We start from the raw sequence: 26,056 nt of genomic DNA, 5'->3' as shown, positions 1-26,056 counted from the left end.
GCGGGTCGTCATCCGCCTCCGCGTCCCCGGCATGTGCCCGTAGACTCCATCCCAGCGATCCGCCATGGTGGATCGGCAAGATGCGGTAACAGGGAGGAAGCGTCGCGTGAGCAGCAGGCCATCCCGAGGCGCTGCTCGCCTCGCAGCCATACTGGACGCCCTCCCGGACGCGTTGCTGCTGGTCAACTGCAACGGCACGGTCGTCAACGCCAACGCCATCGCGCTGGAGATGTTCGAGGCGCCGGGCACCGCCCTGGTCGGCCGGGGCCTCCTCGACCTGCTGCCCTCCTTCGACTCCAAGCGGATCCCCGGTTCCATGCGGCGCCGGGACGACGAGGTCGAGGGACGGACGAAGCCGACGCGGATGGTCGCGCGCCGGACCGACGGCGGCGAGCTGCTGGTCGAGGTGACCAGCGCCAACCTGGAGGACGGCCGCACCCCGTACGAGTCCGCCTTCGAGGCGGCCTACGCTGACCACCGCAACGGCTACACGGGCAACGAACTGCTGATGCTCGTGGTGCGGGACCTGACCGGGACGCTGGACACCGAGACCGAGCTGGCGCGCCAGCAGCGGCAGACCGAGATGATCCTGCGGGCCGCGGCGGAGGGCGTCGTCGGCGTCGACTCCGAGGGCCGGGTGGTCCTCGTCAATCCGTCCGCGGCGCAGATCCTCGGCTACCGGGCGAGCGAGCTGGGCGGCAAGGAGCTGCACCCGCTCGTCCACCACTCGCGGGCGGACGGCTCGAAGCTGCCGTTGGAGGACACCCCGCTCGCCGACACCCTCAAGTCCGGCCGCAAGCACCGGGTGCGCGGGCAGGTGCTGTGGGCCAAGGACGGCCGGGCGGTCGCCGTCGACCTGACGACGGCGCCGGTGCGGGACGGCGACCAGTTGGTGGGCGCGGTGATGACGTTCACCGACCGCCGGCCCCTCGACGCGCTGGCGGCGCGGCACGCGCAACTGTTGGCCGTCCTGGGGCAGTCGCTGCGCGGGCCGCTGTCCGAGCTGAGCGGCGAGCTGGGCACCCTGGCCGCCGATCCGGCCGGGCAGTTGTGGCCCGAGGCGAACCAGATGCTGCACCACCTCGCGGCCGGGCACGCCCGGATGACGACGCTGGTCGACAACGTCCTCGGCTACCAGCGGTTGGACTCCGGCAAGGACAAGCTCAAGCGGACCAAGGTGTCGCTGGACCAGGTGGTCGCGGCCGGCGTGGAGGGCGCGATCGAGCTGATCGGGCCGGGCCGGGCGCAGTTCGCGGTGCACGCGCCGCCGATAGCGGCACTGGTGGACGCGGAGCGGTTGGCGATGGCGCTGTCGCACCTGATCGCGGACGTCGCCGGGGTGGACTCCACCGGGCGGCACGCGGTCGGTGACGGCGCCGGACGGCCGGGCGGACGTCCGGTGCCCGGCGACTCGACGATCGTGGTGGCGGCGGCCAAGCGCGGCCAGGTCGTGCGCATCGAGGTGCGCGGGCCGTTCGGCGGCGGCGATCCGGTCCACGGGCCGATCGTCCGCGGGATCGTGCGGATGCACGACGGGTTGATCCAGACGCACCAGGTGCCGGGCGGGTCCGGCGCGGGCGGCAGCGCGTTCGTGCTGGAACTGCCGGTGCTGATCGACGAACCGGAGCCGGCGGACGACGAGGCGGCCGAGGGTGCCGCGGCGCCGGACGACGGGGCCGACGGTGCCGAGCCCGCCGACGGAACGACCGCGGCCCCGGCCGGCCCGGGCACGGACGGCCGTGGCCAGATCGCGGCCGGGGAGCCGGCCGCGGGTGCGGAAGCGGCGAACGGCACCGGCGGCGGGCAGCCGACCGGGCGTCGGCGGGCCCGTCGCCCGGGTGCGGAGCCCGGTGCCGGCGCCGACGGCACCCAGGGGGCGGGGCTGCCGACGGGCGCCGAGGCGGTGCCGCCGAGCGGTCGCCGTCGGGCGCGGCCGGCGACCGAGGGCTCGGCGCTGCCCGCGCTGCCGTCCGGGGCCGGTGACGGGGCCCCGGCCGGGCGGCCGGCAGCAGCCGGCCTGACCCCGGCGGCGGGCCCGGCGCTCGGGCCGGTGCCGCCGCAGGGACAGCAGCAGGGACAGCAGCAGGGACAGTCACAGGGGCAACAGCCGGCCCAGCAGGGGCCGCAGGCGGGGCGGTCGCAGGGGACGGCGCCGGGTCTGCTGCCGGCACTGGCGCAGGGTTCCGCTCCGGGTGCCGCCGGCCGACGGACCCGCCGGGCGCTGGCCGAGGCACCCGAGCGGGCCGGCGAGCCGGGGGCGCCCGGCGCCCCCGGTGGTGGCGCTCCGCAGCAGGCCGGCGGCCGGGCCGCCGCGCAGGCCCCGGCCCCGGCGCGCTCGCCGTTCGCCCTGCCGCCCGCCGCGGCGGACCGGGCACCGCAGCCGCCGACCGCACAGCCGGCGCTGCCCGCGGTCGCGGGCGGGGCGCCGGTGCCCGCCGAGGTCCCGGGGCCGGTGGCGGGCGGACCGCAGGAGGCCGGCGGTACGGGCCGGCGCCGGGCACGCCGCCCGGTGGCCGGGGGCCCGGAGGCGCCCGCCGGCGCACCGGCCGGGCAACCGACCCCGGCCGACGACTCCCCCGAAGCACCGGGGACTTGGGACGCCGAGCCGACCGGCCGGCGCCGGGCGCGGCGGGCCGCCGCCGAGGAGCGCGCGGCCGCGGCGATGGCCGACTCCGAGGCGTCCGGCACGTTCGTGGCGGGCCCCGAGGGCCTGGTCGCACAGCCCGCGGGTCCGGACGCACCGGCGGAGGCGACGGACACGGGCACCGGCACCGCCCCCGGCATCGCCGGCGGCCCCGCCCCCGCCCCGACCCCGCCCACCGGCCGCCGTCGGGGTCGCCCCAGCCCCGTCGAGGAGACCGCGGCCGCCCCGGCGCCGGGTCCCGCGGGCGGGCCGGCTCCGTCGGGTGCCGCCGTGCCGCCGCAGCCCCGGCAGCCGCTGCCGCCGGCCGACGACGAGTCCGGGCACACCGCCGGGCGGGCCTTCAGCGTGCGCACGCTCGGCCAGGGCGTCCCGTTCGCCCAGCAGTTGACCGATCCGCAGCGTCCGGCGCCGCAGCCCGGCGCGACCCCGGCGGGCGGCACGAGCACGCCGCCGGGCGGCACGCCCACCGGTTCCGGTCGTCGGCGCAAGCTCGCCGCGCCGCCGCCGGAGGACGAACGCGGCCCGACCGCCGAGGTCGCCGCGCCCGGTGCCCCGCACCAGGCGGCGGCCCGCCCCAAGCAGCCGGGTCCGCAGCCGCACCTGATGGACGCCAGTGAGGGCCGGGCGTTCGCCATCTCCGCGCCCGACGAGGGCAGTGAGGGTCCCGAGCCGTTGGACGGGCCGAATGGCGCCATCGAGGTGACGGAGCGTCAACAGCCGCCGATGGACGACGAGTTGCCCCCGGAGCCGTTGGACAACCCGCGTCGGCTGCTGGTCTGGCCGGCGCCCGACGTCGCCACCCAGCAGGCGCTCAGCGACCGCGGCTACCGCCCCGTGATCGTCAACTCCCGTGAGGAGGTGGACGCGCAGATCGCCGCGTACCCGGCGGCGCTCTTCGTGGACCCGCTGACCGGGCCGATCACCCGCACCGCACTACAGTCGTTGCGCCAGGCGGCGGGGGCCGCGGAGGTGCCCGTCCTGGTCACCGCCGGGCTGGGGCAGGCGACCCGGGAGGCCGCGTACGGCGCCGATCCGGCCGTGCTGCTCAAGGCGCTCGCCCCGCGGGACGCCGAGGACCAGCCGGCACGGGTGCTGCTCATCGAGCAGAACGACGCCATCGCGGGCGCGCTGACCGCGTCGTTGGAGCGGCGCGGCATGCAGGTCGCCCGGGCTGACGCGGACACCGACGCGGTCGCGCTGGCGACGCAGCTGCGACCCAACCTCGTGGTGATGGACCTGATGCAGGTGCGCCGCCGCCGGGCCGGCATCGTCGACTGGCTGCGCGCCAACGGGCATCTGGACCACACCCCGCTGGTCGTCTACACCTCCGCCGACCTGGACCCGACCCAACTGCCCGGTCTCGCCTCCGGGGAGACGGTGCTCTTCCTGGCGGAGCGGTCCACCAGCGCCGAGGTGCAGGCCCGGATCGTGGACCTGCTGGCGAAGATCGGCACGAACTAGCCGGACCGCCGCACGAACACCGGGCCCGCCGGAAGCGTCCGGCGGGCCCCGAGGGTGGTCAGGCCAGCAGGGTGACGTTCAGTTCCCCGTCGGCGTACTGGCGGCGGAGCACCTTCTTGTCGAACTTGCCGACGCTCGTCTTCGGGACGGACGGGATCACCGCCCAGCGCTCCGGGAGCTGCCAGCGGGCGATCCGCTCGCCGAGGAAGGCCCGCAGCTCCTCGTAGGTCAGGGCGGCCCCGTCGGTCAGCACCACCGTCGCCAGCGGCCGTTCGCCCCACTTCTCGTCGGGGACGGCCACCACCGCGGCCTCGGCGACGCCCGGGTGCGCCATCAGGTGGTTCTCCAGCTCGACCGAGGAGATCCACTCGCCGCCCGACTTGATGACGTCCTTGGCCCGGTCGGTCAGGGTGAGGTAGCCGTCCGGGGTGATGGTGCCGACGTCACCGGTGCGCAGCCAGCCGTCGGGGCTGAACTTGTCCTCCGGGCGGAGCGCTCCGCCCTGCGCGCCGCCGTAGTACGCGCCCGCGATCCAGGGGCCGCGCACTTCGAGTTCGCCCGCTGCGGTGCCGTTCCAGGGCAGTTCCTCGCCGGCCGGGCCGATCAGCCGGGCCTCGACGGAGGCCGGGAAGCGGCCCTGGGTGGCGCGGTAGGCCCACTCCTCCTCGTCGCTCACCCCGGCCGGCGGGTGCGAGACGCAGCCCAGCGGCGAGGTCTCGGTCATCCCCCAGGCGTGCACCACGCGGATGCCGTGCCGCTCCTCGAAGCCCCGCATCAGGGCGGGCGGACAGGCCGAGCCGCCGATGACGACGGTGTGCAGACAGGCCACGTCGCGCTTGTGGGCGTCGAGTTCGGCCAGCAGGCCCTGCCAGATGGTCGGGACCGCGGCGCCGATGGTGGGCCGGATCGTCTCGATCATCTCGGCGAGCGGGGCGGGCTGGAGGAACCGGTCCGGCATCAGCAGCGAGGCGCCGGCCATGAACGCGGCGTGTGGCAGGCCCCAGGCGTTGACGTGGAACATCGGCACCACCGGCAGCGCGATGTCCCGCGAGGCGAGGGCGAACGCCTCGGCGGTGTTGACCTGGAGCGAGTGCAGGTAGAGGGAACGGTGGCTGTAGACCACGCCCTTGGGCTCGCCGGTCGTGCCGGAGGTGTAGCAGAGCGCGGCGGCCGTCCGCTCGTCGACCTGCGGCCAGTCGTAGTGCTCCGGCCGGCCGGCGAGCAGCTCCTCGTAGTCGTGGACCTGGGCGTGGCCGCCGGCCAGCGGGGCGCGGTCGCCGGGGCCGACGACGACCACGTGCGCCACCGTGGGCAGCTGCGACAGCAGGGGGGCCAGCAACGGGATCAGGGTGCCGTTGACGAGGATCACGCGGTCCTCGGCGTGGTTGACGATCCAGGCCAGCTGTTCGGCGGGCAGCCGCAGGTTGAGCGTGTGCAGCACCGCCCCCATGGAGGGGATGCCGAGGTACGCCTCCATGTGTTCGCTGTTGTTCCACATGAGCGTGCCGACGCGCTCCGCGGCACCCACCCCGAGGGTGTCGCGGAGCGCGTGCGCGAGCCGCGCGGCCCGGCGGCCGATCTCGGCGAAGGTGCGGCGGTGCGGCTCTGCCTCGCCGGTCCAGGTGATGACCTGGGCCTTTCCGTGGACCGTCGACCCATGGGTGAGGATTCGCGAGACCGTGAGCGGTACGTCCTGCATCGTGCTGAGCACCGGGTGCCTCCGCTTTGTTACGGGCGGGTAGTGGTGCTGCGATTGTCGATGCGTACCGGGTGGTATGTCACGCGTTGCTGGCGTGTTCTTTTCCCTCGGACCGGAAACGGCCGGGAAGGCGCTGACCTGCCGCGGACGTCAGTCCCACTGCGCTTCCGCGAGGGAGCCGACCGGCTGCGGCTTGCCGATGACGGCCACCGCGATGAAGAAGTTGATCTGGCCGATCGCGAGGGTGAGGGTGGCCAGCGCCTTCGGGTCGTAGTGCTGCGCCACCTCGGCGTACAGCGCGTCGGAGACGCGTTCCGTGCCGTGCGGGGCGGGCTGGAGGGTGGCCTCCACCAGCGCGAGGGCGGCGCGTTCGGCGTCGGTGAAGTACGGCGCGTCCGGCCAGGAGGAGACGGCGGTGATCCGCTCCTCGGACTCCCCCGCCTTCCGCAGGAAGCTGGTGTTCAGGACGGTCAGGTAGGTGTTGTTGACGATCTGGCCGGCGCGCAGGTGGACGAGGTTGATCGTGGTGCGCGGCACCGACTGGTTGCCGGTGGCCCGGAAGAGGGCGGCGCTGACGTCGTTCATCTCGGGCACGAGTGCAGCCGGGTTGGGCATCCGGGAGAGGGGGGTCTTCGTCATGGCGGTGTGCTCCTTGGGTTCGGCCCGTTCGGCCTGTCGGCGTCTTCACAGCCCCGACGGATGGGCGCCAGCGGATGTGACGGGATTGCCGGAAGTTTTTCCGACACCCTCCTGACCTGCGGAAACTTCGACCCTGTCCGTGCCGCGCCTGGCTGACGACCCCCATCCGACGGGGTGGGCAGCGGTCACTCGGCCCCCTCCGCGGGCCGCCCGGCAGCGTGGGTGCGGCCGGGCGTACCAGTCCCCGCACGGCCTTCGTCCAACGCGAACCACACGCGCTTCCAGCCGTCGGAACCGGTGGGCCACACGACGCCCCACCCCGACGCCAAGGCGGCGACGAGGCACAGCCCCCGCCCCGACTCGGCGCCGTCGCGGCCACCTCGGAACGCGGGACGCAGTTCGGGACTGGCGTCCCAGACGCTGACGTTGACGCGGGCCGGACCGAGTAAGACGTCGAGGTGGATCGTGCGGGTGCGGGTGTGCAGATGGGTGTTGGTGACCAACTCCGAGACGAGCAGGCGCGCCGTCTCGGACGCGAGGGCGTGTCCGGTGAGAACCAGCAGCCTCGCGACCATTTCCCGCGCGACCTTGGGGGCGGCGGAACCGCTCGGGACGCTGAAGCGGTACGACTCTCGGGCGGGGTGGTGCGGCCGGGGAACGGGTTCTTCGTCAACCGTGCTCATGGTCGTGTCTCCTCACGAGAACGAGAGCGCCGCCGCTGCCGTCCGTGGCCTGGCCCACCCGCGGGCGCCCAAGGGGCTTGCGGGTGACTGCACTTCGGGTCTTCTCGGCAGGCGATGCGCCGTTGCGAGGACCATAGGGGCATACATGCCCCGGGGCAAGATTGTTCCTTAAGGTTCGCCAGACTGGGTGGACCCGTGACACCGTTACGCGGGAGACTGAGCGCGAGCAGGGGAAGGTGACATGCCGCCGAGGGACAATCCAACGGCCCGACAAGCCAGACTGGGCGCGGAGTTGCGCAAGCTGCGCGAGCGCGCGGGGAAGACTGCCCGCGAGGCGGCCGGGATGGTGTCGACCGACCAAGCCAAGATTTCGCACATAGAAGCGGGTCGGGTCGGCGTCAGCGAGGATCGCATCCGGCGACTGGCGACCTTCTACGCCTGCGACGACGATGCGTTCGTCGACGCCCTGTGCGCGATAGCGCGCGAGCGCCGAGGTCAGAACTGGTGGGACGGATACCGAGGAATCCTCGCGCCCGGGTTCCTCGACATCGCAGAATTGGAGCACCACGCAACGCGGTTGCGCTGCCTCCAGCCCGTGACGTTCCCAGGAGTTCTCCAGACCGAGGAGTACGCGCACGCGCTGTTCGCCGGAGTCATTCCACAACTCCCCGAAGATGAGATACAGGCGCGGGTCGAGCACAGGATGGAACGACGGGCGATCCTCGAACGTGAGAGTGCCCCACAGTTCGAAGCAATCGTCCACGAGGCCGCGCTACGCATGCGCGTGGGCGGGCGGAAAGTCGCACGAGCACAGCTCGAATACCTCTTGTCGACGTCCGAGCGCCCTGGACTCACCCTGCGCGTCATCCCCTTCACCAGCGAGGACTTCGTCGAGGTCACGCAGACCGTGATGTACGCGAGCGGCGTCACACCACAGCTCGACACCGTCCACATCGACACCCCGTTCGGGGGCCGATTCCTCGACGCGGCAGCCGACCTCGACCGCTACCGAACACTGCTCGGATTCGCCGAGCAAACGGCACTCTCACCCGAAGAGTCGCAGAGTTTCATCCACCACATCGCAAGAGAACTGTGAGTCAGGGAATGAGCGAGATCATGTGGCAAAAGTCGAGTTTCTCCGGCGGCGGTGGCGAGCAGTGCATCGAAACCGCCGCGGTCGACGGTGAGATCCTGCTGCGCGAAAGCGACGACCCCGACGTCATCGTGCGGACCACCCCAGCGAAGCTCAAGGCGTTCATCGCCGGCGTGAAGGCCGGGGAGTTCGACCACTTCGCCAGCTAACCATCTACCGGCGCAACCATGCCCCCGTCCAGCTGGACGGGGGCATGGTTGCGTCTGTCGCGCGACATATATGCCCCGGGGCATACTTGCCACCTCGCCTTGCGTAGCGCTACGGTCACCATGTGTTGCCTGGTCGAGGCGGCCCCGCGGCCGACCGTACTCAGGATGCACGCAACTCTCCCTGGGCACATGCACGTTGGGAGAGTACTCACGGTTGCCCCTGCCCGCCTTCCCTGACCGGGCAGGGGCAACTATGGCGCTACGACAGCAGGGCGGCCAGAGCAACTGGCAGGTAGCCACCAGGCCCAATGGGGGACAACCTTGCCTGGCCCCACCAGGCCGCCGCACCAGGAGGTCTCCCATGCTCTACACGCCGCCCTCCAACTGGCCGGCCGAACCTCAGCCGCATCCCGACTGCGCCCGATGCCACGAACTCGCCCAGGAGCGCGCCGACGCCTACCGACGCGGCGACTTGAGCGCGGTGTCCGACGCAAACGTGCTTCTCCGGCACCACCTGCGCGAAATCCCGCACCCTTCCGGCCCCGGCGCGGCGCTCCGGCACTGAGCACCGCCGAACACCCCTCCCCGGGCCACGATCACCCCATCGGGCCGCGCGCCAGCATGACCGCCTGGAGGACGAGTACCGAGAGGTCGTCCTCCACCGGGCCGGTGCCGAAGTCGTGGGCGGCTCGGCGGATGTGTTCCGCCAGGGCCTTGGCGCCCAGGCCGAGGCCGTCCCGCAACACCTCGACCAGGCCGTCGTTGTCGTCCAACTGCCAGTCGCCGCAGCGGCGTTCGGTGACCCCGTCGGTGACGCAGAGCAGCGTCTCGCCGGGCGCGAGGGCGAAGGTGCTGGCGTGGAACTCGGTGCCCTCGTCGATGCCGAGCAGCATCTGCGGGTCGGAGGCCGGCTCCACGACGCCGTCGGTGAACAGGTGCAGCGGCGGCGGGTGGCCGGCGCTGGCGACCGTGCAGCGGGCGCCGGGGACGCCGGGGTCGACGGCCAGTTCCCCGTAGAGCAGGCTCAGGAAACGGGATTCGGCCCGCTCCCCGCCGACCTCCACCGCCTCCGCGCTCTCCTCGGCCATGGCGAGGTTCAGTCGCCCGAGGACCGATTCGACGCCGTGCCCCTCGCGGGCCAGCAGGCGCACCAGGTGGCGGGCCAGCCCGGTCACCGACATCGCCTCGGGGTCCTTGCCCTGGACGTCCCCCAGGAGGAAGCACCAGCGGCGGTCGCCCATGGGGAAGACGTCGTAGAAGTCGCCGCCGACGGTCTGTCCCTCGCCGTGCGGTTCGTAGACGATCGCGGTGTCCACGCCGGGGATGCTGGCCAGTGAAGCGGGCAGCTGGCGGCGTTGGAGGGCCAGGCTGATGGTGGTCTGCCGGGTGTACTGGCGGGCGGTGTGGACGGCCTGGGCGACCCGGCGGGCGACGTCCTCCACCATGCGGACGACGGTGTCGGTCATGGTCAGCTTGCCGGCCCGCCCCAGCAGCAGGACGCCCTGGAGCTCACCGCGGGCCACCAGGGGGAAGGCCAGCGCCGACCCGCCCGACGGGGACGCGCCGGCGCATTCCGGCCAGGGCCACGGGGTGCCACCGGCGCCGGCGACGTCGGTGGGCGGTTCGCGCTCCAGGTCGGTGCGGAGCGGTCCGATCCGCCGCTCGTCGACGTGCCAGACCCGGGAGAGGGCCATCCGGCCGCCCTCGACGCTCAGCCAGATCGCGCACCAGTCGGCGAGGCGCGGCACCAGCAGCTGCGCGGCGAGCGCGGTGACCATGTCCTGGTCGAGTTGGCCGGCCAGGAGTTCGCTGGTCTCGGCGAGGAACGAGGGTCCGCCGCGGTCCACCCATTCGGCGGCGTCGCCGTGCGGCGGGCGGCCACCGTGCCCGGGCGGCACCCGGACCGGGGTCGCGGCGCCGTGCGGATGCCGGGCCGGGCCCGCCGGTGGGGCGCCCGGCTCGCCCTCGGTGGCCTCCAGGCGGAACCAGACCGTCTTGGTGGACTTGCGGTAGGTCACCCCCCAGGACTCGGCGAGCGCGCTGACCAGCTGGAGGCCGAAGCCGGGCTCCCCGCTGCGGGCGTCCACCCCGCCGCGCACCACGCGGGAGGGGTGGCGGTCGGAGACCTCCAGGACGACGGCGACGGTGGCCGGGCCGGGGCGGTCGGCGGTGCGGGCCGCGGCCGGGCGGCGCGCGTCGCCGTCCGCTGGCTTGCGCCCGTACTCCAGCCGGCAGACGACGTCGATGTCGGTGCCGGCGTACATCACGGCGTTGGTGACCAGCTCGCTGACCAGGAGGACGGCCTGGTCGATGAGGTCCGGGGTGATCGCCGCGGCGCCGGGGGCGGCGTCCGGGGCGGCGGCCCGTTCGGTCAGCAGGGTGCGCACGAACCTGCGGGCCCCGGCGGCGGCCAGCTGGTTCGCCGGCAGTCCGGTGCGGGACACCGTTTCGGTCTCCTGCGGGGCCGTCGTCCGCGGGGACAGCGACGTCACTGCGCCCCCTGCTGAAACCTGGAAAAGTAACTCATTACGGGCGCTTTATACTATGACATATCTGCCCAATTCGATCAGTTCCGGGCCTCTTCCGGAACCCTGCCGGGACGGGCCCGGACCAGCCCCGGACCGCCCCGCCCGGTACGGGCCGAACGGCGCTGCACCAGCCGGCCGGCCCGGTACCCGTTCGGTTCAAGTTCGGTCTCGATCACTGGGGGGATGGTGTGCCATGGCGCCCGACCCGACCCGGCCCGAGTCCGCGGCGTCACCCCCGGACCCCCGCCCCGACGGCCAGTGGGTGCGCACCAGCGAGCTGCGCCCCCTGCTGGCCGCCATGAACGCCCTACGCGACGGTGACTTCACCGCCCGGGTCGAACACGCCCAGGGCGATCCGCCGGCCGACGGCGTGCTGGCCGACATGACCGACGTCTTCGCCCAGATCGTCGCCCGCAACGCCCACCTGGCCACCGAGCTGGCGCGACTGCGCCGCGAGGTCATCCGCGAGGGCCGGCTGGACGAACGGCTCAGCGCCAGCCCCGGACAGGGCGGCTGGTCCACCAACGTGGAGGCCGCCAACGCGGTCCTGGAGACGCTGGTCACCCCCGTCGCCAAGGCCACCCGGGTACTGGACTCGATCGCCGACGGCGACCTGACCCGCCACGTCGACCTGCACGACGGCAGCCGCCAGCTCCGCGGCGACCTGCGCCGCCTGGGCAGCTGCGTCAACCGCGTGGTCGACCAGCTCTCGCTGTTCACCGGCGAGGTCACCCGGGTCGCCCGCGAGGTCGGCACCGAGGGCCGGCTCGGCGGCCGGGCCAAGGTGCAGGGCCTGGCCGGCGACTGGCTGCACGTGACCGAGGCGGTCAACACCATGGCGTCCCGGCTGACCGCCCAGGTCCGCGACATCGCGGTGGTGACCACCGCGGTGGCCGGCGGCGACCTGACCCAGCAGGTCACGGTCGAGGCCACCGGCGAGCTGCTGGAGCTGAAGCTGACCGTCAACACCATGGTCGACCAGCTGCGGGCGTTCGCCGACGAGGTCACCCGCGTCGCCCGCGAGGTCGGCACCGAGGGCCAGCTCGGCGGCCGCGCCCAGGTCCGCGGCGTCTCCGGCGTCTGGAAGGACCTCACCGACAACGTCAACCTCATGGCGTCCAACCTGACCTGGCAGGTCCGCAACATCGCCCAGGTCACCACCGCCGTCGCCAACGGCGACCTCAGCCAGAAGATCACCGTGGACGCCCGCGGCGAGATCCTCGAACTGAAGTCGACCATCAACACCATGGTCGACCAGCTCTCCGCCTTCGCCGACGAGGTCACCCGCGTCGCCCGGGAAGTCGGCACCGAGGGCCAGCTCGGCGGCCGCGCCCAGGTCCGCGGCGTCTCCGGCGTCTGGAAGGACCTCACCGAGAGCGTCAACTTCATGGCGGACAACCTCACCACGCAGGTCCGCAACATCGCGCTGGTCGCCACCGCCGTCGCCGAGGGCGACCTCGGCAGGAAGATCACCGTCGAGGCGAAGGGCGAGATCCTCGAACTGAAGTCGACGATCAACACCATGGTCGACCAGCTCTCCGCCTTCGCCGACGAGGTCACCCGCGTCGCCCGCGAGGTCGGCACCGAGGGCAACCTCGGCGGTCAGGCGCAGGTCCGGGGCGTCTCCGGGGTCTGGAAGGAGCTCACCGACAACGTCAACTCCATGGCCCTGAACCTCACCTCGCAGGTCCGCAACATCGCCCAGGTCACCACCGCCGTCGCCAACGGCGACCTGACCAAGAAGATCGACGTGGACGCCCGCGGCGAGATCCTGGAGCTGAAGGACACCGTGAACACCATGGTGAAGCAGTTGCGGGCGTTCGCCGACGAGGTCACCCGCGTCGCCCGCGAGGTCGGCACCGAGGGCCGGCTCGGCGGGCGCGCCCAGGTGCACGGCGTCTCCGGCGTCTGGAAGAACCTCACCGACAACGTCAACTCCATGGCGGACAACCTGACGTCCCAGGTCCGCAACATCGCCGAGGTCGCGACGTCGGTGGCCCGCGGCGACCTCTCCAAGAAGATCGACGTCGACGCCCGCGGCGAGATCCTCGAACTCAAGACGACCATCAACACCATGGTCGACACCCTCTCCTCGTTCGCCTCCGAGGTCACCCGGGTGGCCCGCGAGGTCGGCAGCGAGGGCCAACTCGGCGGCCAGGCACGGGTCGAGGGCGTCTACGGCACCTGGAAGCAGCTCACCACCAGCGTCAACGAGCTGGCGCTCAACCTCACCACGCAGGTGCGCGCGATCGCCGCGGTGACCAGCGCGGTCACCCAGGGCGACATGTCCGGCTCGATCACCGTCGACGCCCAGGGCGAGGTCGCCGCCCTGAAGAACAACATCAACCTCATGGTCGCCAACCTCCGCGAGACCACCCGCGCCAAGGACTGGCTGGAGTCCAACCTGACCCGCATCGCCGGCCTGATGCAGGGCCACCGCGACCTGGTCGAGGTCGCCGACCTGATCCTGCGCGAGCTGACCCCGCTGGTGAACGCCCAGTTCGGGGCGTTCTTCCTGGCCGAGGCGGGAGCCGCACCGGGCGAGGGCCTGGAGCTGATCGCCGGCTACGGCACCGGCCGCCCCGAAGGCCGCAGCGCGCTGCCCCGGCTGCGGATGGGCAGTCCCGGCTGGGGCCTGATCACCCAGGCCGCGACGGAGAAGAAACGCATCCTCGTCGAGGCCGTCCCCAGCGACTACCTCACCATCAGCTCCGGGCTCGGCGCCGCCGCCCCCGCCAGCGTCGTCATCCTGCCGATCCTCTTCGAGGACCACGTCCTCGGCGTGATCGAGCTGGCCTCCTTCAGCCGCTTCAGCGACGTCCACCTCGCCTTCATCGACCAGTTCGTCAACACCATCGGCGTCTCCATCAACACCATCATCGCCAACTCCCGCACGGAGTCGCTGCTTTCGGAATCCCAGCGGCTGACCGCCGAACTCCGCCAGCGCTCCGACGAACTCCAGCTCACCAACGCCGAGTTGGAGGAGAAGGCCGCACTGCTCGCCACCTCCTCCCAGTACAAGTCGGAGTTCCTGGCGAACATGTCGCACGAGCTGCGCACCCCGCTGAACTCCCTGCTCGTCCTCTCCCGCCTGCTGGCCGACAACCCCGAGAAGCACCTCGGCCCGCAGGAGGTGGAGTTCGCCGTCACCATCCACCGTGCCGGCTCCGACCTGCTGCAACTCATCAACGACATCCTCGACCTGTCGAAGATCGAGGCCGGCCGGATGGACGTCCACCCCAAGGCCCTGCCGCTGAAGAAGCTCCTCGACTACGTACGGGCCACGTTCCGTCCGCTCACCGTCGACCGCGGGCTGAGCTTCGACGTCCGGGTCGGCGACGACGTCCCCGCGGAACTCTTCTCCGACGAACAGCGCCTCCAGCAGATCCTGCGCAACCTGCTGTCCAACGCGGTGAAGTTCACCTCCACCGGCGGCGTGGAACTCCTCGTGGAACGCGTCCCCGGCCCCGCGTGCAGCCAGTTCGACGAGGCGTCCCTGCGCACCGCCGACGCCGTCATCGCCCTGTCCGTCAAGGACACCGGCATCGGCATCCCGCCGGAGAAGCTCGACGGGATCTTCGAGGCGTTCCAGCAGTCCGACGGCACCACCAACCGCAAGTACGGCGGCACCGGCCTCGGCCTGTCCATCAGCCGCGACATGGCCGCCCTGCTCGGCGGCCGGATCAAGGCCGAGAGCCAGGTGGACGTCGGCTCCACCTTCACCCTCTACGTCCCCGCCCACTACACCGGGCCGTCCGCGACCCCGGCCTCCGGCGCAGCGCCGGGCACCGGCGGCGGGCCCACCGCCCTCGTTCCCCCGGACGGCGGCGGGCCCACCGTCACCGGCGAGACGCCAGCCCTGGGCGCCGCGCCCCCGGCCCCGACGGGCCCGGCCGCCCACCCGGTCCTGGCCGAACAGCTCACCGCCCGACCGGCCGCCACCGCCCCGTCCCCCGGCGACGTCTTCCCCGCCCGGGAGGGCACCGCCGCGCACGCGAGCCTGCGCCCCGGCGACAGCGGCGACGTGACCTGGCCCGAGGCGACCCGCCTGAAGGACTGGCTCAGCGGACGCCCCGGGCGGATCCTCGCCGAGCGCCGGATCCTCATCGTCGACGACGACATCCGCAACGTCTTCGCGCTCACCCACGTCCTGGGCCGGGTCGGCATCAACGTCAAATACGCCGAGAACGGCCGCGAGGGACTGGAGGTCCTCGACCGGACCCCGGACGTCTCCCTCGTCCTGATGGACATCATGATGCCGGAGATGGACGGCTACGAAATGATCCGGGCCATCCGCCACACGCCCCGCTTCGCCGACCTCCCGATCGTCGCGCTCACCGCCAAGGCCATGCCCGGCGACCGCGAGAAGACCATCGAGAGCGGCGCCGACGACTACATCCCCAAACCGGTCGACGTGGACCGCCTGCTCGGGGTCATCTGCCAACTCCTCGACCCGGAGACCAGGAAGGCCGCCGGGTGCCCGGACGTCACCCCCGACGACGGCCCGGCCACCGCCCCCGACGACGCCCCAGACACCACCCCAGACGCCAGCACGGACGACACCTCCGACGAGGGAACGGCAGGGCCGCAGCCATGACACCCCCACCCGACACCGCGCCCATCCTCATCGTCGACGACATGGAGGAGAACCTGGTCGCCCTCGAAGCGGTCCTCAGCTCCCTGACCCCGAAGGTCGTCCGCGCCCGCTCCGGCGAGGAAGCCCTGAAGGCCATGCTCCGCGAGGAGTTCGCGGTCGTCCTCATCGACGTGCTGATGCCGGGCATGAACGGCTTCGAGACCGCGGCCAACATCAAGGGCCTGGACCAGACGAAGGACGTCCCGATCATCCTGCTGACCGGCGCCGCGGTCGACCCGAACTACGCCTACCGCGGCTACACGGTCGGCGCCGCCGACTTCCTCATCAAACCCTTCGACCCGTGGCTGCTGCGCACCAAGGTCAACGTCTTCCTCGACCTGTACCGCAAGAACCACCAACTCGCCTCCCAGGCCGACCAGTTGAAACGCCTGCTGACCGGTCCCGGCGAGGCCCCGCCGGCCGCCGAACCCCGCCGACCCGACCGCGAGCCCGCCCCGCACCGGCCGGCACCCCCCGCGTCGGAGCCCGGCGCACGGGAGCCCGCCGCGGCGCCCACGGCCGGCGACGAGGCCCGCCTGTCGGACATCGCCAGCCGCCTCGTCCAGATCGAACTGCTCCTGCGCGACGCCCGGGACCTCGAAGCCGCCGGGCTCGCCGACCGCATCGTGGCCCTGGAGGAGGCGGTGGAACGGCTGATGGCGGGCCGGGAGGCGTAGGACGGGCGTCTCAGCCGCTTGCCAGGGTGCGCTTCAGCAGGGGGAGCAAGCGGTCCCAGTGCCGCTTCAGTCCGTCGGCGCTGAAGGCGTCGGTGTCGGCCATGGTGAAGCCGTGGACGGTGTCGGGGTAGATCTCGGAGGTGTGGCGGACCCCCGCGGCGTCCAGGGCCCCGTTGAGCGCGTCGAGGTCCTCGGGCGTCACGTCGGTCGCAGCGTGGCCGAGGTGGACTTCGGCGGTGAGCCCGGACAGGAGGCCGTGCCGGCCGTCGGGCCCGTCGGCCGGCACGGGGCCGTGGAACCCGGCGACGGCGGCCACCCGGCCGGGGTGGGCCGCGGCGGTGCGCAAGGCCAGCAGGCCGCCTATGCAGTAGCCGGTCACCGCGACCGGGCCGGCGCCGACCTCGGGCCGGGCGGCGAGGAAGGTGAGGAAGGCGTCGGCGTCGCTCAGGGTGCGTGCGGCGGTGTGCGCGTGGATCAGCGGCATCAGCTGGGCGACGGCCGCGGTCCGGGCCGCCTCCCCGATGTGCGCGGGAAGCTCGACCACCGGGGTCGGGCCGTGCCGGTAGAAGACGTTGGGGACGAGCACGTAGTAGCCGTGCCCGGCCAGTTCGCGGGCCATCTCCCGCAGCACCGGCCGGATGCCGAAGGCGTCCCCGTACATCAGCACCCCCGGGTGCCGGCCGCCGCCGTCGGGGAAGGCGGCGAAGGCGTCGGCCCGGCCGTCCGGGGTGGGAATCTGCAACGTCGTGGTGGGAATGGCGGATGGTCCTTCCTGTGGGTGCGCCCGCTGCCGTTGGTCGCCCAACGCCGCCGGCGCGGACCGAACGTATAGCGTTAGTCCCACTAACGCAATGGCTAGGATGAGCCCCGTGACCAGAGCCGAAGCCGCGGACCTGCCCGACGACAGCACGCCCCGCACGCCCGAGCGGCTGCGCCGCCGGACCAGCCGGCTGCTGTCCCAACTCACCGTGCGGTCGGACCGGCTGATCAACGACGGACTGGCCCGGGTCGACGCCCGCAAGTGGCACTACGCGGTGCTCGCCTCCCTACTGGAGTACGGGCCCGCCAGCCAGGCGGCGCTGAGCCGGCGCACCGGCATCTACCGCAGCGACATGGTCGGCGTGATCAACGAACTGGTCGCCCGCGACCTCGTGGAGCGCACGCCGGACCCCGACGACCAGCGCCGCAACCTCATCACCCTCTCGCCCCGAGGCCGCCGCCGCCTGCGCCGCCTCGACGCGCTCCTGGACGACCTCCACGACGAACTGCTCGCCCCCCTGGACCCGCCCGAACGCGACCAACTCGTCGAGCTGCTCACCCGCCTGCTGGACCACCACACCCGGACGCCCTGACGGCCCCCGGACCGAACCGCGCCCCGACTCGCCCTCGACCACCACCCGTTGACACGGAACGTCGCGAACCGCTCAGCCGTAGGGACGGAGCACACCGGTGTCGAAGACGAACGCGAAGGGCTCGGGGATGTGCACGCCCTCGCCGAAGTCGGCGTCCTCACGAAGCCGGTAGCGACCGTTCCCCACCTCGCTGAACAGCGTCACCACCTTTTGCCGCGCATCGACGACGAGGTAGAGCGGAACGCCCATCAGGGGGTAGTCACGGAGCTTGCCGACCCAGTCGTTCTCCGGGTTCGAAGGGGAGACGACCTCCACGGCGATCAGCGCCAGCTCGGCGGCGACGCTGCTGTCCGTGGTGGTCATGGCCTCCTCGGGCAGGTACGTCAGGTCCGGGTTGCGGACCTTCGCCGTCTGCGGAGACACCAGGTCCGTGTTGCCGGTGAAGACGTACCCCTCTGGAACGTGTGCGTCGAACTGACCGTGGATCTTGCTCAGGTTCAGCTGATGCATGGCCGAAGGAGATGCCTGCACCACGATGAGGTCGCCGGACAGTTCGGTCTTGAAGCCCTCGGGCAGAGCGCGGCGGGCCCGTTCGAGCAGCTCGAAGTGCTGTCGATTCATCATGTGCTCCACGGAGAGGAAGAGAGGCACCCGGGTCCAACGTACGTGACCGGCCGGACCGGCCACCGGGCCCGACGCGCACGCCTCGCTCCCGAAGCCGTCCGCCTCCGCGGCTCCCCGCCCGCACGGTCCCACGGCCCCCGACCACGCGTCCCCCCGGGCCCGCCCCGTCGCGTGCGCCGGCCGTCAGGCGGCGATCCGGCTCAGGCCCAGGCCCGCCAGCTCCGGGTCCTCCCTGAGCTTGGCCAGGGCGCGCGAGACGGCGCTCTTGACCGTGCCGATCGAGACCTCCATGACCTCGGCGGTCCGGGCCTCGCTGAGGTCCTCGTAGTACCTGAGAACGACCATCGCGCGCTGCCGCGCCGGCAGCCGCATGATCGCGCGCCACATCGCGTCGCGCAGGCCCTGGAGTTCGGCCGGGTCCGGCGCGGGCACCGGGTCCGGCTCGGGCAGCTCGTCGCAGGCGAACTCCTCGACCTTGCGCTTGCGCCACTCGGAGGTGCGGGTGTTGATCAGCGCGCGCCGCACGTAGCCGTCGAGCGCACGGTGGTCCTCGATCCGTTCCCAGGCCACGTACGTCTTGGTCAGCGCGGTCTGCAGGAGGTCCTCGGCGTCGTTCGGGTTCGAGGACAGGGACCGCGCGGCGCGCAGCAGGACCGGCCCCCGGGCCCGTACGTAGGACGCGAACGACGGGAACGTCGCGGGCGTCGAGGCGCTTGTGCACACTGACGTGGTCATGCGTCCCACGCTAGAAGCGGCGGTGGGGCGTGGGCGTCGGCCCAAGGTGCCGAAGCCGCGTCCCCCTCAAGTTGTAGGGGTGGGGTCCGCCGGACCTCCTCAGGGGGGACCGCGCCGGGCGCTCCCCTAGGGGCGGGCCGGGCGCCCGACGCCCACCGGGCTACCCCGCCCGCCCCAGCACCAACCCCGACGTCGGCACTCCGGTTCCGGCCGTGACCAGGACGTGGGCGGGCGTGCCGGCCTGGTTGACGCTGCTGCCGCGGAGCTGGCGCACGGCCTCGGCGATGCCGTTCATGCCGTGCAGGTACGCCTCGCCGAGCTGGCCGCCGTGGGTGTTCAGGGGGAGCGTGTCGGCGGCGACGAAGTCGGCGGCCTCGCCGCGTCCGCAGAAGCCGAACTCCTCCAGCTGCATGAGGACGAAGGGCGTGAAGTGGTCGTAGAGGATGGCGACGTCGATGTCGGCCGGGGCGAGGCCGGAGGTGCGCCACAGCTGGCGGGCGACCACGTCCATCTCGGGCAGTCCGGTGAGGTCGTCGCGGTAGAAGCTGGTCATCTGCTCCTGGGCGCGGCCGGCGCCCTGGGCGGCGGCGGTGATCAGCGCGGGTGGGTGCGGCAGGTCGCGGGCCCGCTCGACGGAGGTGACCACCAGTGCCTGGGCGCCGTCGGTCTCCTGGCAGCAGTCCAGCAGCCGCAGCGGTTCGACGATCCAGCGGGACGCGGCGTGGTCGGCCAGTGTGATCGGCTTGCCGTGGAAGTACGCGGCCGGGTTGCGGGCGGCGTGCCGGCGGTCGGTGACCGCGACGTGGCCGAAGGCGTCCGGGGTCAGTCCGTAGGCGTGCAGGTAGCGCTGAGCGGCCATGGCGACCCAGGAGGCCGGGGTGAGCAGGCCGAAGGGGAGGTTCCAGCCGAGCGCGGTGCCCTCGGCGGACGGTTCGCGCTGCTGCACGCCGGCGCCGAAACGGCGGCCGGAGCGTTCGTTGAAGGCGCGGTAGCAGACCACGACGTCGGCGAGCCCGGTGGCGACCGCCAGGGCCGCCTGCTGAACGGTGGCGCAGGCCGCGCCGCCGCCGTAGTGGACCCGGGAGAAGAAGGTCAGCTCACCGATGCCGGCCGCCTGGGCGACGGTGATCTCCGGGTTGGTGTCCATGGTGAACGTGACCAGGCCGTCCACGTCGTCCGGGGTGAGTCCGGCGTCGGCGAGGGCGGCGTGCACGGCCTCGACGGCGAGCTTGAGTTCGCTGCGGCCGGAGTCCTTGGAGAACTCGGTGGCGCCGATGCCGGCGACCGCGGCCCGGCCGCCGAGGGCGTCGGGGCGGTGGCGGGTCATCGGGCGGCCGTCCCCAGCTGGACGGTGGCGGTCCCGGTGACGTGGTGGCCGAGGCCGTTGGCCCCCACGACCCGCACCTCGACCACGTCCCCGTCGACGGCGGTGACCGTCCCGCTCAACACCATCGTGTCTCCTGGGTAGTTGGGGGCGCCGAGCCGGATGGCGAGCCGACGCAGGACGCACCGGGGTCCGAAGCGGTCGGTGAGGTAGCGGCCGACGAGGCCGTTGGTGGTGAGGATGTTCATGAAGACGTCCGGGGAGCCCTTCTCCCGCGCCGCCTCGGCGTCGTGGTGCACGTCCTGGTAGTCGCGCGAGGCCAGCGCCCCGGCGACGATCAGGGTGCGGGTGACGGGGAGGGTGAGGGGCGCGAGTTCCTGGCCCGGGTGGGGCGCGGTGGTCCCGTCCGCGTCCCGGGCGGCGTCGGTGGTCATGCCTGCGACTCCTTCGTCAGCAACGCGCCCAGCTCTTCGAGGAGTGCGGCGCCGGCGCCCAGGTAGGCGTCGAGCTGCCGGCCCCAGAGGAAGTGCCGGTGCACCGGGTGGTCGAGGTCGGCGCCGATGCCGCCGTGCAGGTGCTGGCCGGTGTGCACCACCCGCTTGCCGGCCTCGGAGGCCCACCAGGCGGCCGTCAGCGCGTGCGTCGCGTTCTCCAGGCCGGCGTCCGGGCGCCAGGCCGCCTCGTAGGCGGTGACCCGGATCGCCTCGGTGTCCATGTACGCCTCGGCGGCGCGCAGTTGGACCGCCTGGTGGGTGGCGAGCGGGCGGCCGAACTGCTCCCGGACGGTGGTGTGCGCGACCGCCCGGGCCAGCGCGCCGGCGCACACGCCCGCCTGAAGGCCGGCGAAGGCGGTCCGGGCGACGGCGAGCACGTCGTCGTGGGCGCGGTGCGGGGGGCGGTCATGGGCGTCGCCGGGCGCGGGCGGGCCGCCGAGCGGTTCGGCGGCGGCGCCCTCCAGCGTCAGCCGGCCCGCGGACCAGGGCGCGGTCGTCGCCACCGGCTCGACGCCGACCCCGGGTTCGTCGGTCCGCACGAGCCACAGCCGGCGCTGCGCGTCCGGCACCAGCAGCACGGTGGCCTCGCACAGCCAGGGGACGACGGCCACCGTGCCGATGAGTCGGGCCCGTCCGGAGCCGGCCGCCCCGTCGACGGTGACCGGCCGGGCCCCGCCCCGCGCGAACGCCCCGGTCGCCACCTCCGTGCCGTCCGTCAGCCCCGGCAGCAACCGGGCCCGCTGCGCGTCGCTGCCGTGCGCGCCGACGCCCAGCAGCCCGTACGCGCAACTGGCCGCGAACGGCACCTGGGCGGTCGTGCGGCCCTGCTCCTCCAGCATCAGCACCAGGCCCAGCAGCCCGGTCTCCGCCACCGCGCCCGGTAGCCCGGCGGCGCACAGCGCCTTCCACAGGTCGGCGTCGGTGGCCGCGCCCAGGGCGGCCAGCCGCTCGGGGGTGGACAGGTCGCCGAAGATCTCCGCCGCCAGGTCGCCCGCGGCGCGCTGCTCCTCGGTGGGTGTGAAGTCCACGTCAGCCCTCCCCGCCCGCGCCCGCCGCCGGGTCCGCCCCCGCGGCGGGATCGTCCCCGGCCCGGAAGACGGGGAGCACCAACTCCTCGTCCACCCGCAGGAACTCCAGCCGCACCGGCATCCCGATCCGCACCCGGTCGTACGGCACTCCGACCACGTTGCTGACCATCCGCACCCCCTCCGCCAGCTCGATCAGCCCCACCGCGTACGGCCCCGCCGCGCCGGTGGCCCCCTCGGACGCGCTGAAGGCCGGGAACGGCGGGTGGTGCATCACCACGTACGAGAAGACCGTCCCCGCGCCGCTTGCCTCGACCGTGTCCCACTCGGCCGCGCAGCAGCCGTTGCAGCCGGGCAGCCAGGGCAGGCGCAGCCGGCCGCAGCCGCCGCAGCGCTGGATCAGTAGTTTGTGCGCGGCCACGCCGTCCCAGAACCCGGCGTTGTCCCGGTTGACGACCGGCCGGGGCCGCATCGCCCGGGACGGGCCGTCGGCGCCCCGCTCCGTGGGGCCGCGGCGGGCCGCCGGCGCGTATTTCAGGATCCGGAAGCGGTGCGTGCCGGCCAGTTCCCCGTTCGCCCGGACGTCCGTCCGCGTGGTGACGAAGTGCCCGGTGCCCAGCTTGGTCGTCTTGCGCGCGGACACCGACTCGATCACCGAGTCGTAGCTGATCGCGTCGCCGGGGCGCAGCGGCCGCAGGTACTCCTGCTCGCAGTCGGTGGCGACGACCGCGGTGTAGCCCGCGCCGTCGAGCAGCGCGAACAGCGCGTCGTGGGCGCCGGCGGCGCGGCCCTGGTGGCCGGCGAGCCCGCCCATCGTCCACGCCTGGAGCATGGTCGGCGGGGCCGTGGCGTCCGGCCCCCGGTAGGCGGGGTGGGCGTCGCCCATCGCCTCGCACCAGTGCCGGATCATCGGCTCGTTGACCGGGTCCTTGCCCGTGCCCCCGGTCGTCGCCGGCCGCCCCTCGAACGCCTTGAGCACCCGCTCGTACGCGGCGTCCGCCGGCGCCTTCGCCCGCTCCGGAGCCGCCTTCTCCCCGCTCACCGTCGCCGCCCCCTCCGCATGCCCAGTCGCATCGTGGCCACGATCTCCCTCTGCACCTCGCCGACCCCGCCCCCGAAGGTGTTGATCTGCGCGGCGCGGTTCATCCGCTCCAACTCGCCGTCCCCGTGGGCGCCCGGCGAGCCGGCCCGCACGAGCGCGGTGTCGCCGACCACCTCCTGGCACATCCGGTAGACCTCGACCGTGCTCTCCGTCCCGGCGAACTTGACCCCGCTGGCGTCGCCGGGGCTGAGCGTCCCGGCGCCCACGTCGCCGACCAGCCGCCAGTTGAGCAGCCGGGTGGCGGCCAGCCGGGCGTGCGCCTCGGCGAGCCGGGACCGCACCCAGGGCAGGTCGGCGGGGCGCGCCCCGGTCTCCGCGTCCGGTGTGCGGGCGTGGGCCAGCGCCGCGTCGTAGGCGTCCTCGGCCTGCATGCCGATGGCCGCCAACGCGACGCGTTCGTGGTTGAGTTGGTTGGTGATCAGCCCCCAGCCGGCGTTCTCCGCGCCGACGAGGTTCCCGTACGGCACGCGCACCCCGTCGTAGTAGGTGGCGGTGGTCATCAGCCCGCCGACGGTCTCGATGGGGGTCCAGGAGAAGCCGGGCGCGTCGGTCGGCACGAGGACGATCGAGATGCCGCGGTGCGGGGGCGCGTCCGGGTCGGTGCGGCAGGCGAGCCAGATCCAGTCCGCCTGGTGGGCGTTGCTGGTGAAGCTCTTGCTGCCGTCGATCAGCCAGTCGGGCCCCTTCGGACCGCCCGGCGGACCGCCCTCCCCTGCTTCCCCGGCCTCCCCGGCCTTCACCGCGCGGGTCCGCAGCGACGCCAGGTCCGTACCGGCCTCCGGCTCGGTGTAGCCGATCGCGAAGACCAGCTCGCCCTTGAGGATGCGCGGCAGGAAGAAGTCCTTCTGGGCTTGTGTCCCGTACTTCATCAACGTCGGGCCGACGGTGTTCAGGGTGACCATCGAGACCGGGGCGCCCGCGCGGTACGCCTCGTCGAAGAAGACGAACTGCTCGTCGGGGCCGCGTCCCTGACCGCCGTACGCGGTCGGCCAGCCCAGGCCCAACAGGCCGTCGGCGCCGATCCGGCGGAGCACCGTGCGCTGTTCCGCCGGGTCCGCGACCGGACCGTCCGGCAGCAGGGCGCGGAAGTAGGCGCGCAGTTCGGCGCGGAGTCGTTGCTGACGCGGGGTGGGGGCGAGGTGCACGTCGGCGGGCCTTCCTTCGGGTGATGGCCGTACGAACGAGCGAAACGGGTTTCTGACTGTCCGTCAGAAACCCGTTCGCTGTCAAGGTCCGCGCGGTGAACCCCAGAGCGGCCCACTGGCCCGCCGCGCGACGCCTCGCATCACCCACCGATCAACCGCCCCACGCGGATGGGGCGGACCGCCTCACCAGATCTGGTTGAAGTCGACGTTGGCGTTGTCCTGGTCGATCACCGTGAAGCCGTGACCGTTGACGCTGGCCGTGTTGTTCTGGTTCGACGCGCCGGGACCGTTGGCCACCTGCTGGCCGGTCGTGGAGTTGCCGTGGTTGTCGCCGGCGACGCCGGTCCCCGTCTGACTGGTGGCGGCCGAGCTCGACCCGTTGTTCGCGAAGCCGCCGTTGTCGGCCTGTGCGACGCCGGCGCAGAGCGCGGCGGCGAAGGGCAGCGCAAGGGCGACAGCGATGACACGGGCGGTACGGGTGCTTGCCATGTCTCTTCCTCCTACGGAAGGCAAACTTCTAGCTTCTGACCTGAGGGTTCCGATAAGGGACCCGGCCTGCGGGACCCTCCCCCGGGCGGGGTCCCGACCTCCCGGCCCCCACTGCGGACGACCGGTCCCGACCGGTCCGTAAAGCGCTAACTCCATGAACTCACCGGGTAGTTGGCCAACCACCGCGGCTCCTGCCTCGACGTCGCGACCTCAGGATTGCCCACCCGACCCCCGCCGAACCCGCCACCAACGGCCGATTCCCCCGCAAGCATGAGGAACCCCGGGTAAACCCCGACGCCCCCACTCACGCCCCCGCGCCACCGCCGCCCTCCGCAGTGATCCACTACAGGCCGGTCGCCCCTAGGGGCACGCCCTCCGGCGCCCGCCCCGACGGACCCGGCGCGCACGTGATCTTCGCCGCACACCCACCCCACCCCCCTTCCCTTCGTCGAACATCCGTACGAAAATAAAGCCATGGCCACGCCCCGACGCCATACCGCACCGAGCACCGCACACCAGGCGGCGGACGCGCTCCCCCCGCAGGCCCCCGCCGCCGTCCGACCCACCCCGCACCCGCCCCTGCGGACGCCGCCGCCCGCCACACCGGCGGACGCCCACCACACCGCCCTCGCACACGCCCTGCGCGCCGCCGAGCGCGGCCACCCCGTCATCCCGCTGACCCGCGGCAAACTCCCCGCACTGCGGTCCCCGCACCACGACCACGGCGCCGCCGACGACCCCGCCGCCCCGCCCTGCCACGGCACCTGCGGCCGCCTCGGCCACGGCGTCCACGACGCCGCCACCGATCCGCTCGCGATCCGCCGGATGTTCGCCGCCGCCCCGTGGGCCACCGGCTACGGCATCGCCTGCGGCCGGCCCCCGCACCACCTCGTCGGCCTCGACCTCGACACCAAGAACGGCGCCGACGGCCCCACCGCCCTCCGCCTCATCGCCGAGGCGCACGGCTTCCACCTCCCGGCGACGGTCACCGTCCTGACCCCCAGCGGCGGCCGGCACCTCTGGTTCTCCGGCCCGCCCGCGCCACCGGTGGCCAACTCCGTCGGCCGGCTCGCCCCGGGCATCGACGTCCGCGGGGCGGGCGGCTACCTCGTCGGCCCCGGCTCCCTCACCACGCACGGCCGGTACGTCCTCGCGCCGGACGCCCCCGGCCGGCCCGCGCCGGCCCCACCCGGCCTGCTGGCGCTCCTGCATCCCCCACTCGGCACACCCACCGGCCGCCCGCACGCGCCCGCGCGCCCCCGGCCCCAGCCGCCCGCCGCCGCCCTCCTGCGCTTCGTCCGCGTCTCCCCCCGCGGCCAGCGCAACGCCCGCCTCTTCTGGGCCGCCTGCCGCGCCTACGAGTCGGGGCTCGGACCGGAACTCGCCGAGCGCCTGGTGGCCGCGGCCCGCCACACCGGCCTCGCGGACACCGAGGCCCGCACCACCGTCGCCTCGGCGGCCCGCCGCTGACCGCCCCCGGCGCGCACCGCCCCGGGG

At 73.4% G+C, this 26,056-nt stretch carries 21 protein-coding genes; 8 read left to right on the top strand and 13 right to left on the bottom strand.

Annotated features, from left to right (window positions below; translation table 11 throughout):
• Positions 1–106 precede the first annotated feature (106 nt).
• Positions 107–4,105: a PAS domain-containing protein gene (locus tag ACLJT4_RS06050; RefSeq protein ID WP_411121323.1), complete on the top strand. Its 3,999-nt coding sequence runs from the start codon at positions 107–109 to the stop codon at positions 4,103–4,105.
• Positions 4,106–4,163: 58 nt separating this feature from the next.
• Here the strand turns inward: ACLJT4_RS06050 and ACLJT4_RS06045 are convergent, their stop codons facing one another.
• The 3 genes from ACLJT4_RS06045 to ACLJT4_RS06035 form a co-directional block, all read right to left on the bottom strand.
• The gene (locus ACLJT4_RS06045; protein WP_411121322.1) at positions 4,164–5,816 is read right to left on the bottom strand and encodes a long-chain fatty acid--CoA ligase; all 1,653 of its coding nucleotides are present in this window, start codon (positions 5,814–5,816) and stop codon (positions 4,164–4,166) included.
• Between the two features lie 138 nt (positions 5,817–5,954).
• Positions 5,955–6,443: a carboxymuconolactone decarboxylase family protein gene (locus tag ACLJT4_RS06040; RefSeq protein WP_411121321.1), complete on the bottom strand. Its 489-nt coding sequence runs from the start codon at positions 6,441–6,443 to the stop codon at positions 5,955–5,957.
• A 185-nt stretch (positions 6,444–6,628) separates the two neighbouring features.
• Entirely contained in the window at positions 6,629–7,126 is a 498-nt protein-coding gene (locus ACLJT4_RS06035) for an ATP-binding protein (RefSeq protein ID WP_411121320.1), read from the bottom strand.
• Between the two features lie 241 nt (positions 7,127–7,367).
• On the opposite strand from ACLJT4_RS06035, the gene ACLJT4_RS06030 reads away from it, so the two are divergent.
• The 3 genes from ACLJT4_RS06030 to ACLJT4_RS06020 all read left to right on the top strand — a co-directional run bounded on the left by ACLJT4_RS06030 (position 7,368) and on the right by ACLJT4_RS06020 (position 8,993).
• A complete protein-coding gene (locus ACLJT4_RS06030; RefSeq protein WP_411121319.1) occupies positions 7,368–8,222 on the top strand; it encodes a helix-turn-helix domain-containing protein in 855 nt (284 codons plus the stop codon).
• An 8-nt stretch (positions 8,223–8,230) separates the two neighbouring features.
• A complete protein-coding gene (locus ACLJT4_RS06025) occupies positions 8,231–8,428 on the top strand; it encodes a DUF397 domain-containing protein (protein ID WP_233661465.1) in 198 nt (65 codons plus the stop codon).
• A 361-nt stretch (positions 8,429–8,789) separates the two neighbouring features.
• The gene (locus tag ACLJT4_RS06020) at positions 8,790–8,993 is read left to right on the top strand and encodes a hypothetical protein (protein WP_411121318.1); all 204 of its coding nucleotides are present in this window, start codon (positions 8,790–8,792) and stop codon (positions 8,991–8,993) included.
• A 31-nt stretch (positions 8,994–9,024) separates the two neighbouring features.
• Here the strand turns inward: ACLJT4_RS06020 and ACLJT4_RS06015 are convergent, their stop codons facing one another.
• Positions 9,025–10,920, bottom strand: coding sequence for a SpoIIE family protein phosphatase (locus ACLJT4_RS06015; RefSeq protein ID WP_411121317.1), 1,896 nt, complete (start codon positions 10,918–10,920; stop codon positions 9,025–9,027).
• A gap of 229 nt (positions 10,921–11,149) precedes the next feature.
• On the opposite strand from ACLJT4_RS06015, the gene ACLJT4_RS06010 reads away from it, so the two are divergent.
• Positions 11,150–15,553: a HAMP domain-containing protein gene (locus tag ACLJT4_RS06010; RefSeq protein WP_411121316.1), complete on the top strand. Its 4,404-nt coding sequence runs from the start codon at positions 11,150–11,152 to the stop codon at positions 15,551–15,553.
• Positions 15,550–16,269 (top strand): two-component system response regulator, encoded by a 720-nt coding sequence (locus tag ACLJT4_RS06005; protein ID WP_411121315.1) that lies wholly within the window; start codon positions 15,550–15,552, stop codon positions 16,267–16,269. Before ACLJT4_RS06010 ends, ACLJT4_RS06005 begins: the two co-directional genes overlap by 4 nt.
• A gap of 10 nt (positions 16,270–16,279) precedes the next feature.
• Here ACLJT4_RS06005 and ACLJT4_RS06000 read toward each other — a convergent pair whose 3' ends face one another.
• Positions 16,280–17,026, bottom strand: coding sequence for a dienelactone hydrolase family protein (locus ACLJT4_RS06000; protein WP_411121687.1), 747 nt, complete (start codon positions 17,024–17,026; stop codon positions 16,280–16,282).
• 103 nt (positions 17,027–17,129) lie between these two features.
• On the opposite strand from ACLJT4_RS06000, the gene ACLJT4_RS05995 reads away from it, so the two are divergent.
• The gene (locus tag ACLJT4_RS05995; RefSeq protein WP_411121314.1) at positions 17,130–17,621 is read left to right on the top strand and encodes a MarR family winged helix-turn-helix transcriptional regulator; all 492 of its coding nucleotides are present in this window, start codon (positions 17,130–17,132) and stop codon (positions 17,619–17,621) included.
• Between the two features lie 72 nt (positions 17,622–17,693).
• Here the strand turns inward: ACLJT4_RS05995 and ACLJT4_RS05990 are convergent, their stop codons facing one another.
• From ACLJT4_RS05990 to ACLJT4_RS05955, 8 genes are all read right to left on the bottom strand, one after another.
• A complete protein-coding gene (locus ACLJT4_RS05990) occupies positions 17,694–18,272 on the bottom strand; it encodes a Uma2 family endonuclease (RefSeq protein ID WP_411121313.1) in 579 nt (192 codons plus the stop codon).
• 156 nt (positions 18,273–18,428) lie between these two features.
• On the bottom strand, positions 18,429–18,980 hold the full coding sequence (locus tag ACLJT4_RS05985) for a SigE family RNA polymerase sigma factor (RefSeq protein WP_411121312.1): 552 nt from the start codon (positions 18,978–18,980) through the stop codon (positions 18,429–18,431).
• A 160-nt stretch (positions 18,981–19,140) separates the two neighbouring features.
• Positions 19,141–20,307 (bottom strand): lipid-transfer protein, encoded by a 1,167-nt coding sequence (locus ACLJT4_RS05980; protein WP_411121311.1) that lies wholly within the window; start codon positions 20,305–20,307, stop codon positions 19,141–19,143.
• On the bottom strand, positions 20,304–20,738 hold the full coding sequence (locus ACLJT4_RS05975; protein WP_233661459.1) for a MaoC family dehydratase: 435 nt from the start codon (positions 20,736–20,738) through the stop codon (positions 20,304–20,306). Before ACLJT4_RS05975 ends, ACLJT4_RS05980 begins: the two co-directional genes overlap by 4 nt.
• Positions 20,735–21,826, bottom strand: coding sequence for an acyl-CoA dehydrogenase family protein (locus ACLJT4_RS05970; protein ID WP_411121310.1), 1,092 nt, complete (start codon positions 21,824–21,826; stop codon positions 20,735–20,737). Before ACLJT4_RS05970 ends, ACLJT4_RS05975 begins: the two co-directional genes overlap by 4 nt.
• A 1-nt stretch (position 21,827) precedes the next feature.
• Positions 21,828–22,865 carry a bifunctional MaoC family dehydratase N-terminal/OB-fold nucleic acid binding domain-containing protein gene (locus tag ACLJT4_RS05965; protein WP_411121309.1) on the bottom strand — a complete coding sequence of 346 codons (1,038 nt, stop codon included), beginning with the start codon at positions 22,863–22,865 and terminating at the stop codon, positions 21,828–21,830.
• Positions 22,862–24,070 carry an acyl-CoA dehydrogenase family protein gene (locus ACLJT4_RS05960; protein ID WP_411121308.1) on the bottom strand — a complete coding sequence of 403 codons (1,209 nt, stop codon included), beginning with the start codon at positions 24,068–24,070 and terminating at the stop codon, positions 22,862–22,864. Before ACLJT4_RS05960 ends, ACLJT4_RS05965 begins: the two co-directional genes overlap by 4 nt.
• Before the next feature lie 183 nt (positions 24,071–24,253).
• Positions 24,254–24,559 carry a hypothetical protein gene (locus tag ACLJT4_RS05955; RefSeq protein ID WP_016572123.1) on the bottom strand — a complete coding sequence of 102 codons (306 nt, stop codon included), beginning with the start codon at positions 24,557–24,559 and terminating at the stop codon, positions 24,254–24,256.
• A gap of 474 nt (positions 24,560–25,033) precedes the next feature.
• Here ACLJT4_RS05955 and ACLJT4_RS05950 point away from each other — a divergent pair, with 474 nt between their 5' ends.
• A complete protein-coding gene (locus tag ACLJT4_RS05950; RefSeq protein WP_411121307.1) occupies positions 25,034–26,029 on the top strand; it encodes a bifunctional DNA primase/polymerase in 996 nt (331 codons plus the stop codon).
• Positions 26,030–26,056: the final 27 nt, after the last annotated feature.

This window comes from Streptomyces sp. x-19 (assembly GCF_046549115.1).
GTDB classification, from domain to species: domain Bacteria; phylum Actinomycetota; class Actinomycetes; order Streptomycetales; family Streptomycetaceae; genus Streptomyces; species Streptomyces albulus_C.
The sequence above is the reverse complement of the archived record's forward strand: the minus strand, read 5'-3'. Positions and strand labels throughout refer to the sequence as shown.

Bases quoted from the DNA above. Each gene is read 5' to 3' on its own strand.
- ACLJT4_RS06040 (WP_411121321.1), bottom strand. From the start codon at position 6,443: ATGACGAAGACCCCCCTCTCCCGGATGCCCAACCCGGCTGCACTCGTG.
- ACLJT4_RS06035 (WP_411121320.1), bottom strand. From the start codon at position 7,126: ATGAGCACGGTTGACGAAGAACCCGTTCCCCGGCCGCACCACCCCGCC.
- ACLJT4_RS06030 (WP_411121319.1), top strand. From the start codon at position 7,368: ATGCCGCCGAGGGACAATCCAACGGCCCGACAAGCCAGACTGGGCGCG.
- ACLJT4_RS06025 (WP_233661465.1), top strand. From the start codon at position 8,231: ATGAGCGAGATCATGTGGCAAAAGTCGAGTTTCTCCGGCGGCGGTGGC.
- ACLJT4_RS06020 (WP_411121318.1), top strand. From the start codon at position 8,790: ATGCTCTACACGCCGCCCTCCAACTGGCCGGCCGAACCTCAGCCGCAT.
- ACLJT4_RS06010 (WP_411121316.1), top strand. From the start codon at position 11,150: ATGGCGCCCGACCCGACCCGGCCCGAGTCCGCGGCGTCACCCCCGGAC.
- ACLJT4_RS06005 (WP_411121315.1), top strand. From the start codon at position 15,550: ATGACACCCCCACCCGACACCGCGCCCATCCTCATCGTCGACGACATG.
- ACLJT4_RS05995 (WP_411121314.1), top strand. From the start codon at position 17,130: ATGAGCCCCGTGACCAGAGCCGAAGCCGCGGACCTGCCCGACGACAGC.
- ACLJT4_RS05985 (WP_411121312.1), bottom strand. From the start codon at position 18,980: ATGACCACGTCAGTGTGCACAAGCGCCTCGACGCCCGCGACGTTCCCG.
- ACLJT4_RS05980 (WP_411121311.1), bottom strand. From the start codon at position 20,307: ATGACCCGCCACCGCCCCGACGCCCTCGGCGGCCGGGCCGCGGTCGCC.
- ACLJT4_RS05975 (WP_233661459.1), bottom strand. From the start codon at position 20,738: ATGACCACCGACGCCGCCCGGGACGCGGACGGGACCACCGCGCCCCAC.
- ACLJT4_RS05955 (WP_016572123.1), bottom strand. From the start codon at position 24,559: ATGGCAAGCACCCGTACCGCCCGTGTCATCGCTGTCGCCCTTGCGCTG.
- ACLJT4_RS05950 (WP_411121307.1), top strand. From the start codon at position 25,034: ATGGCCACGCCCCGACGCCATACCGCACCGAGCACCGCACACCAGGCG.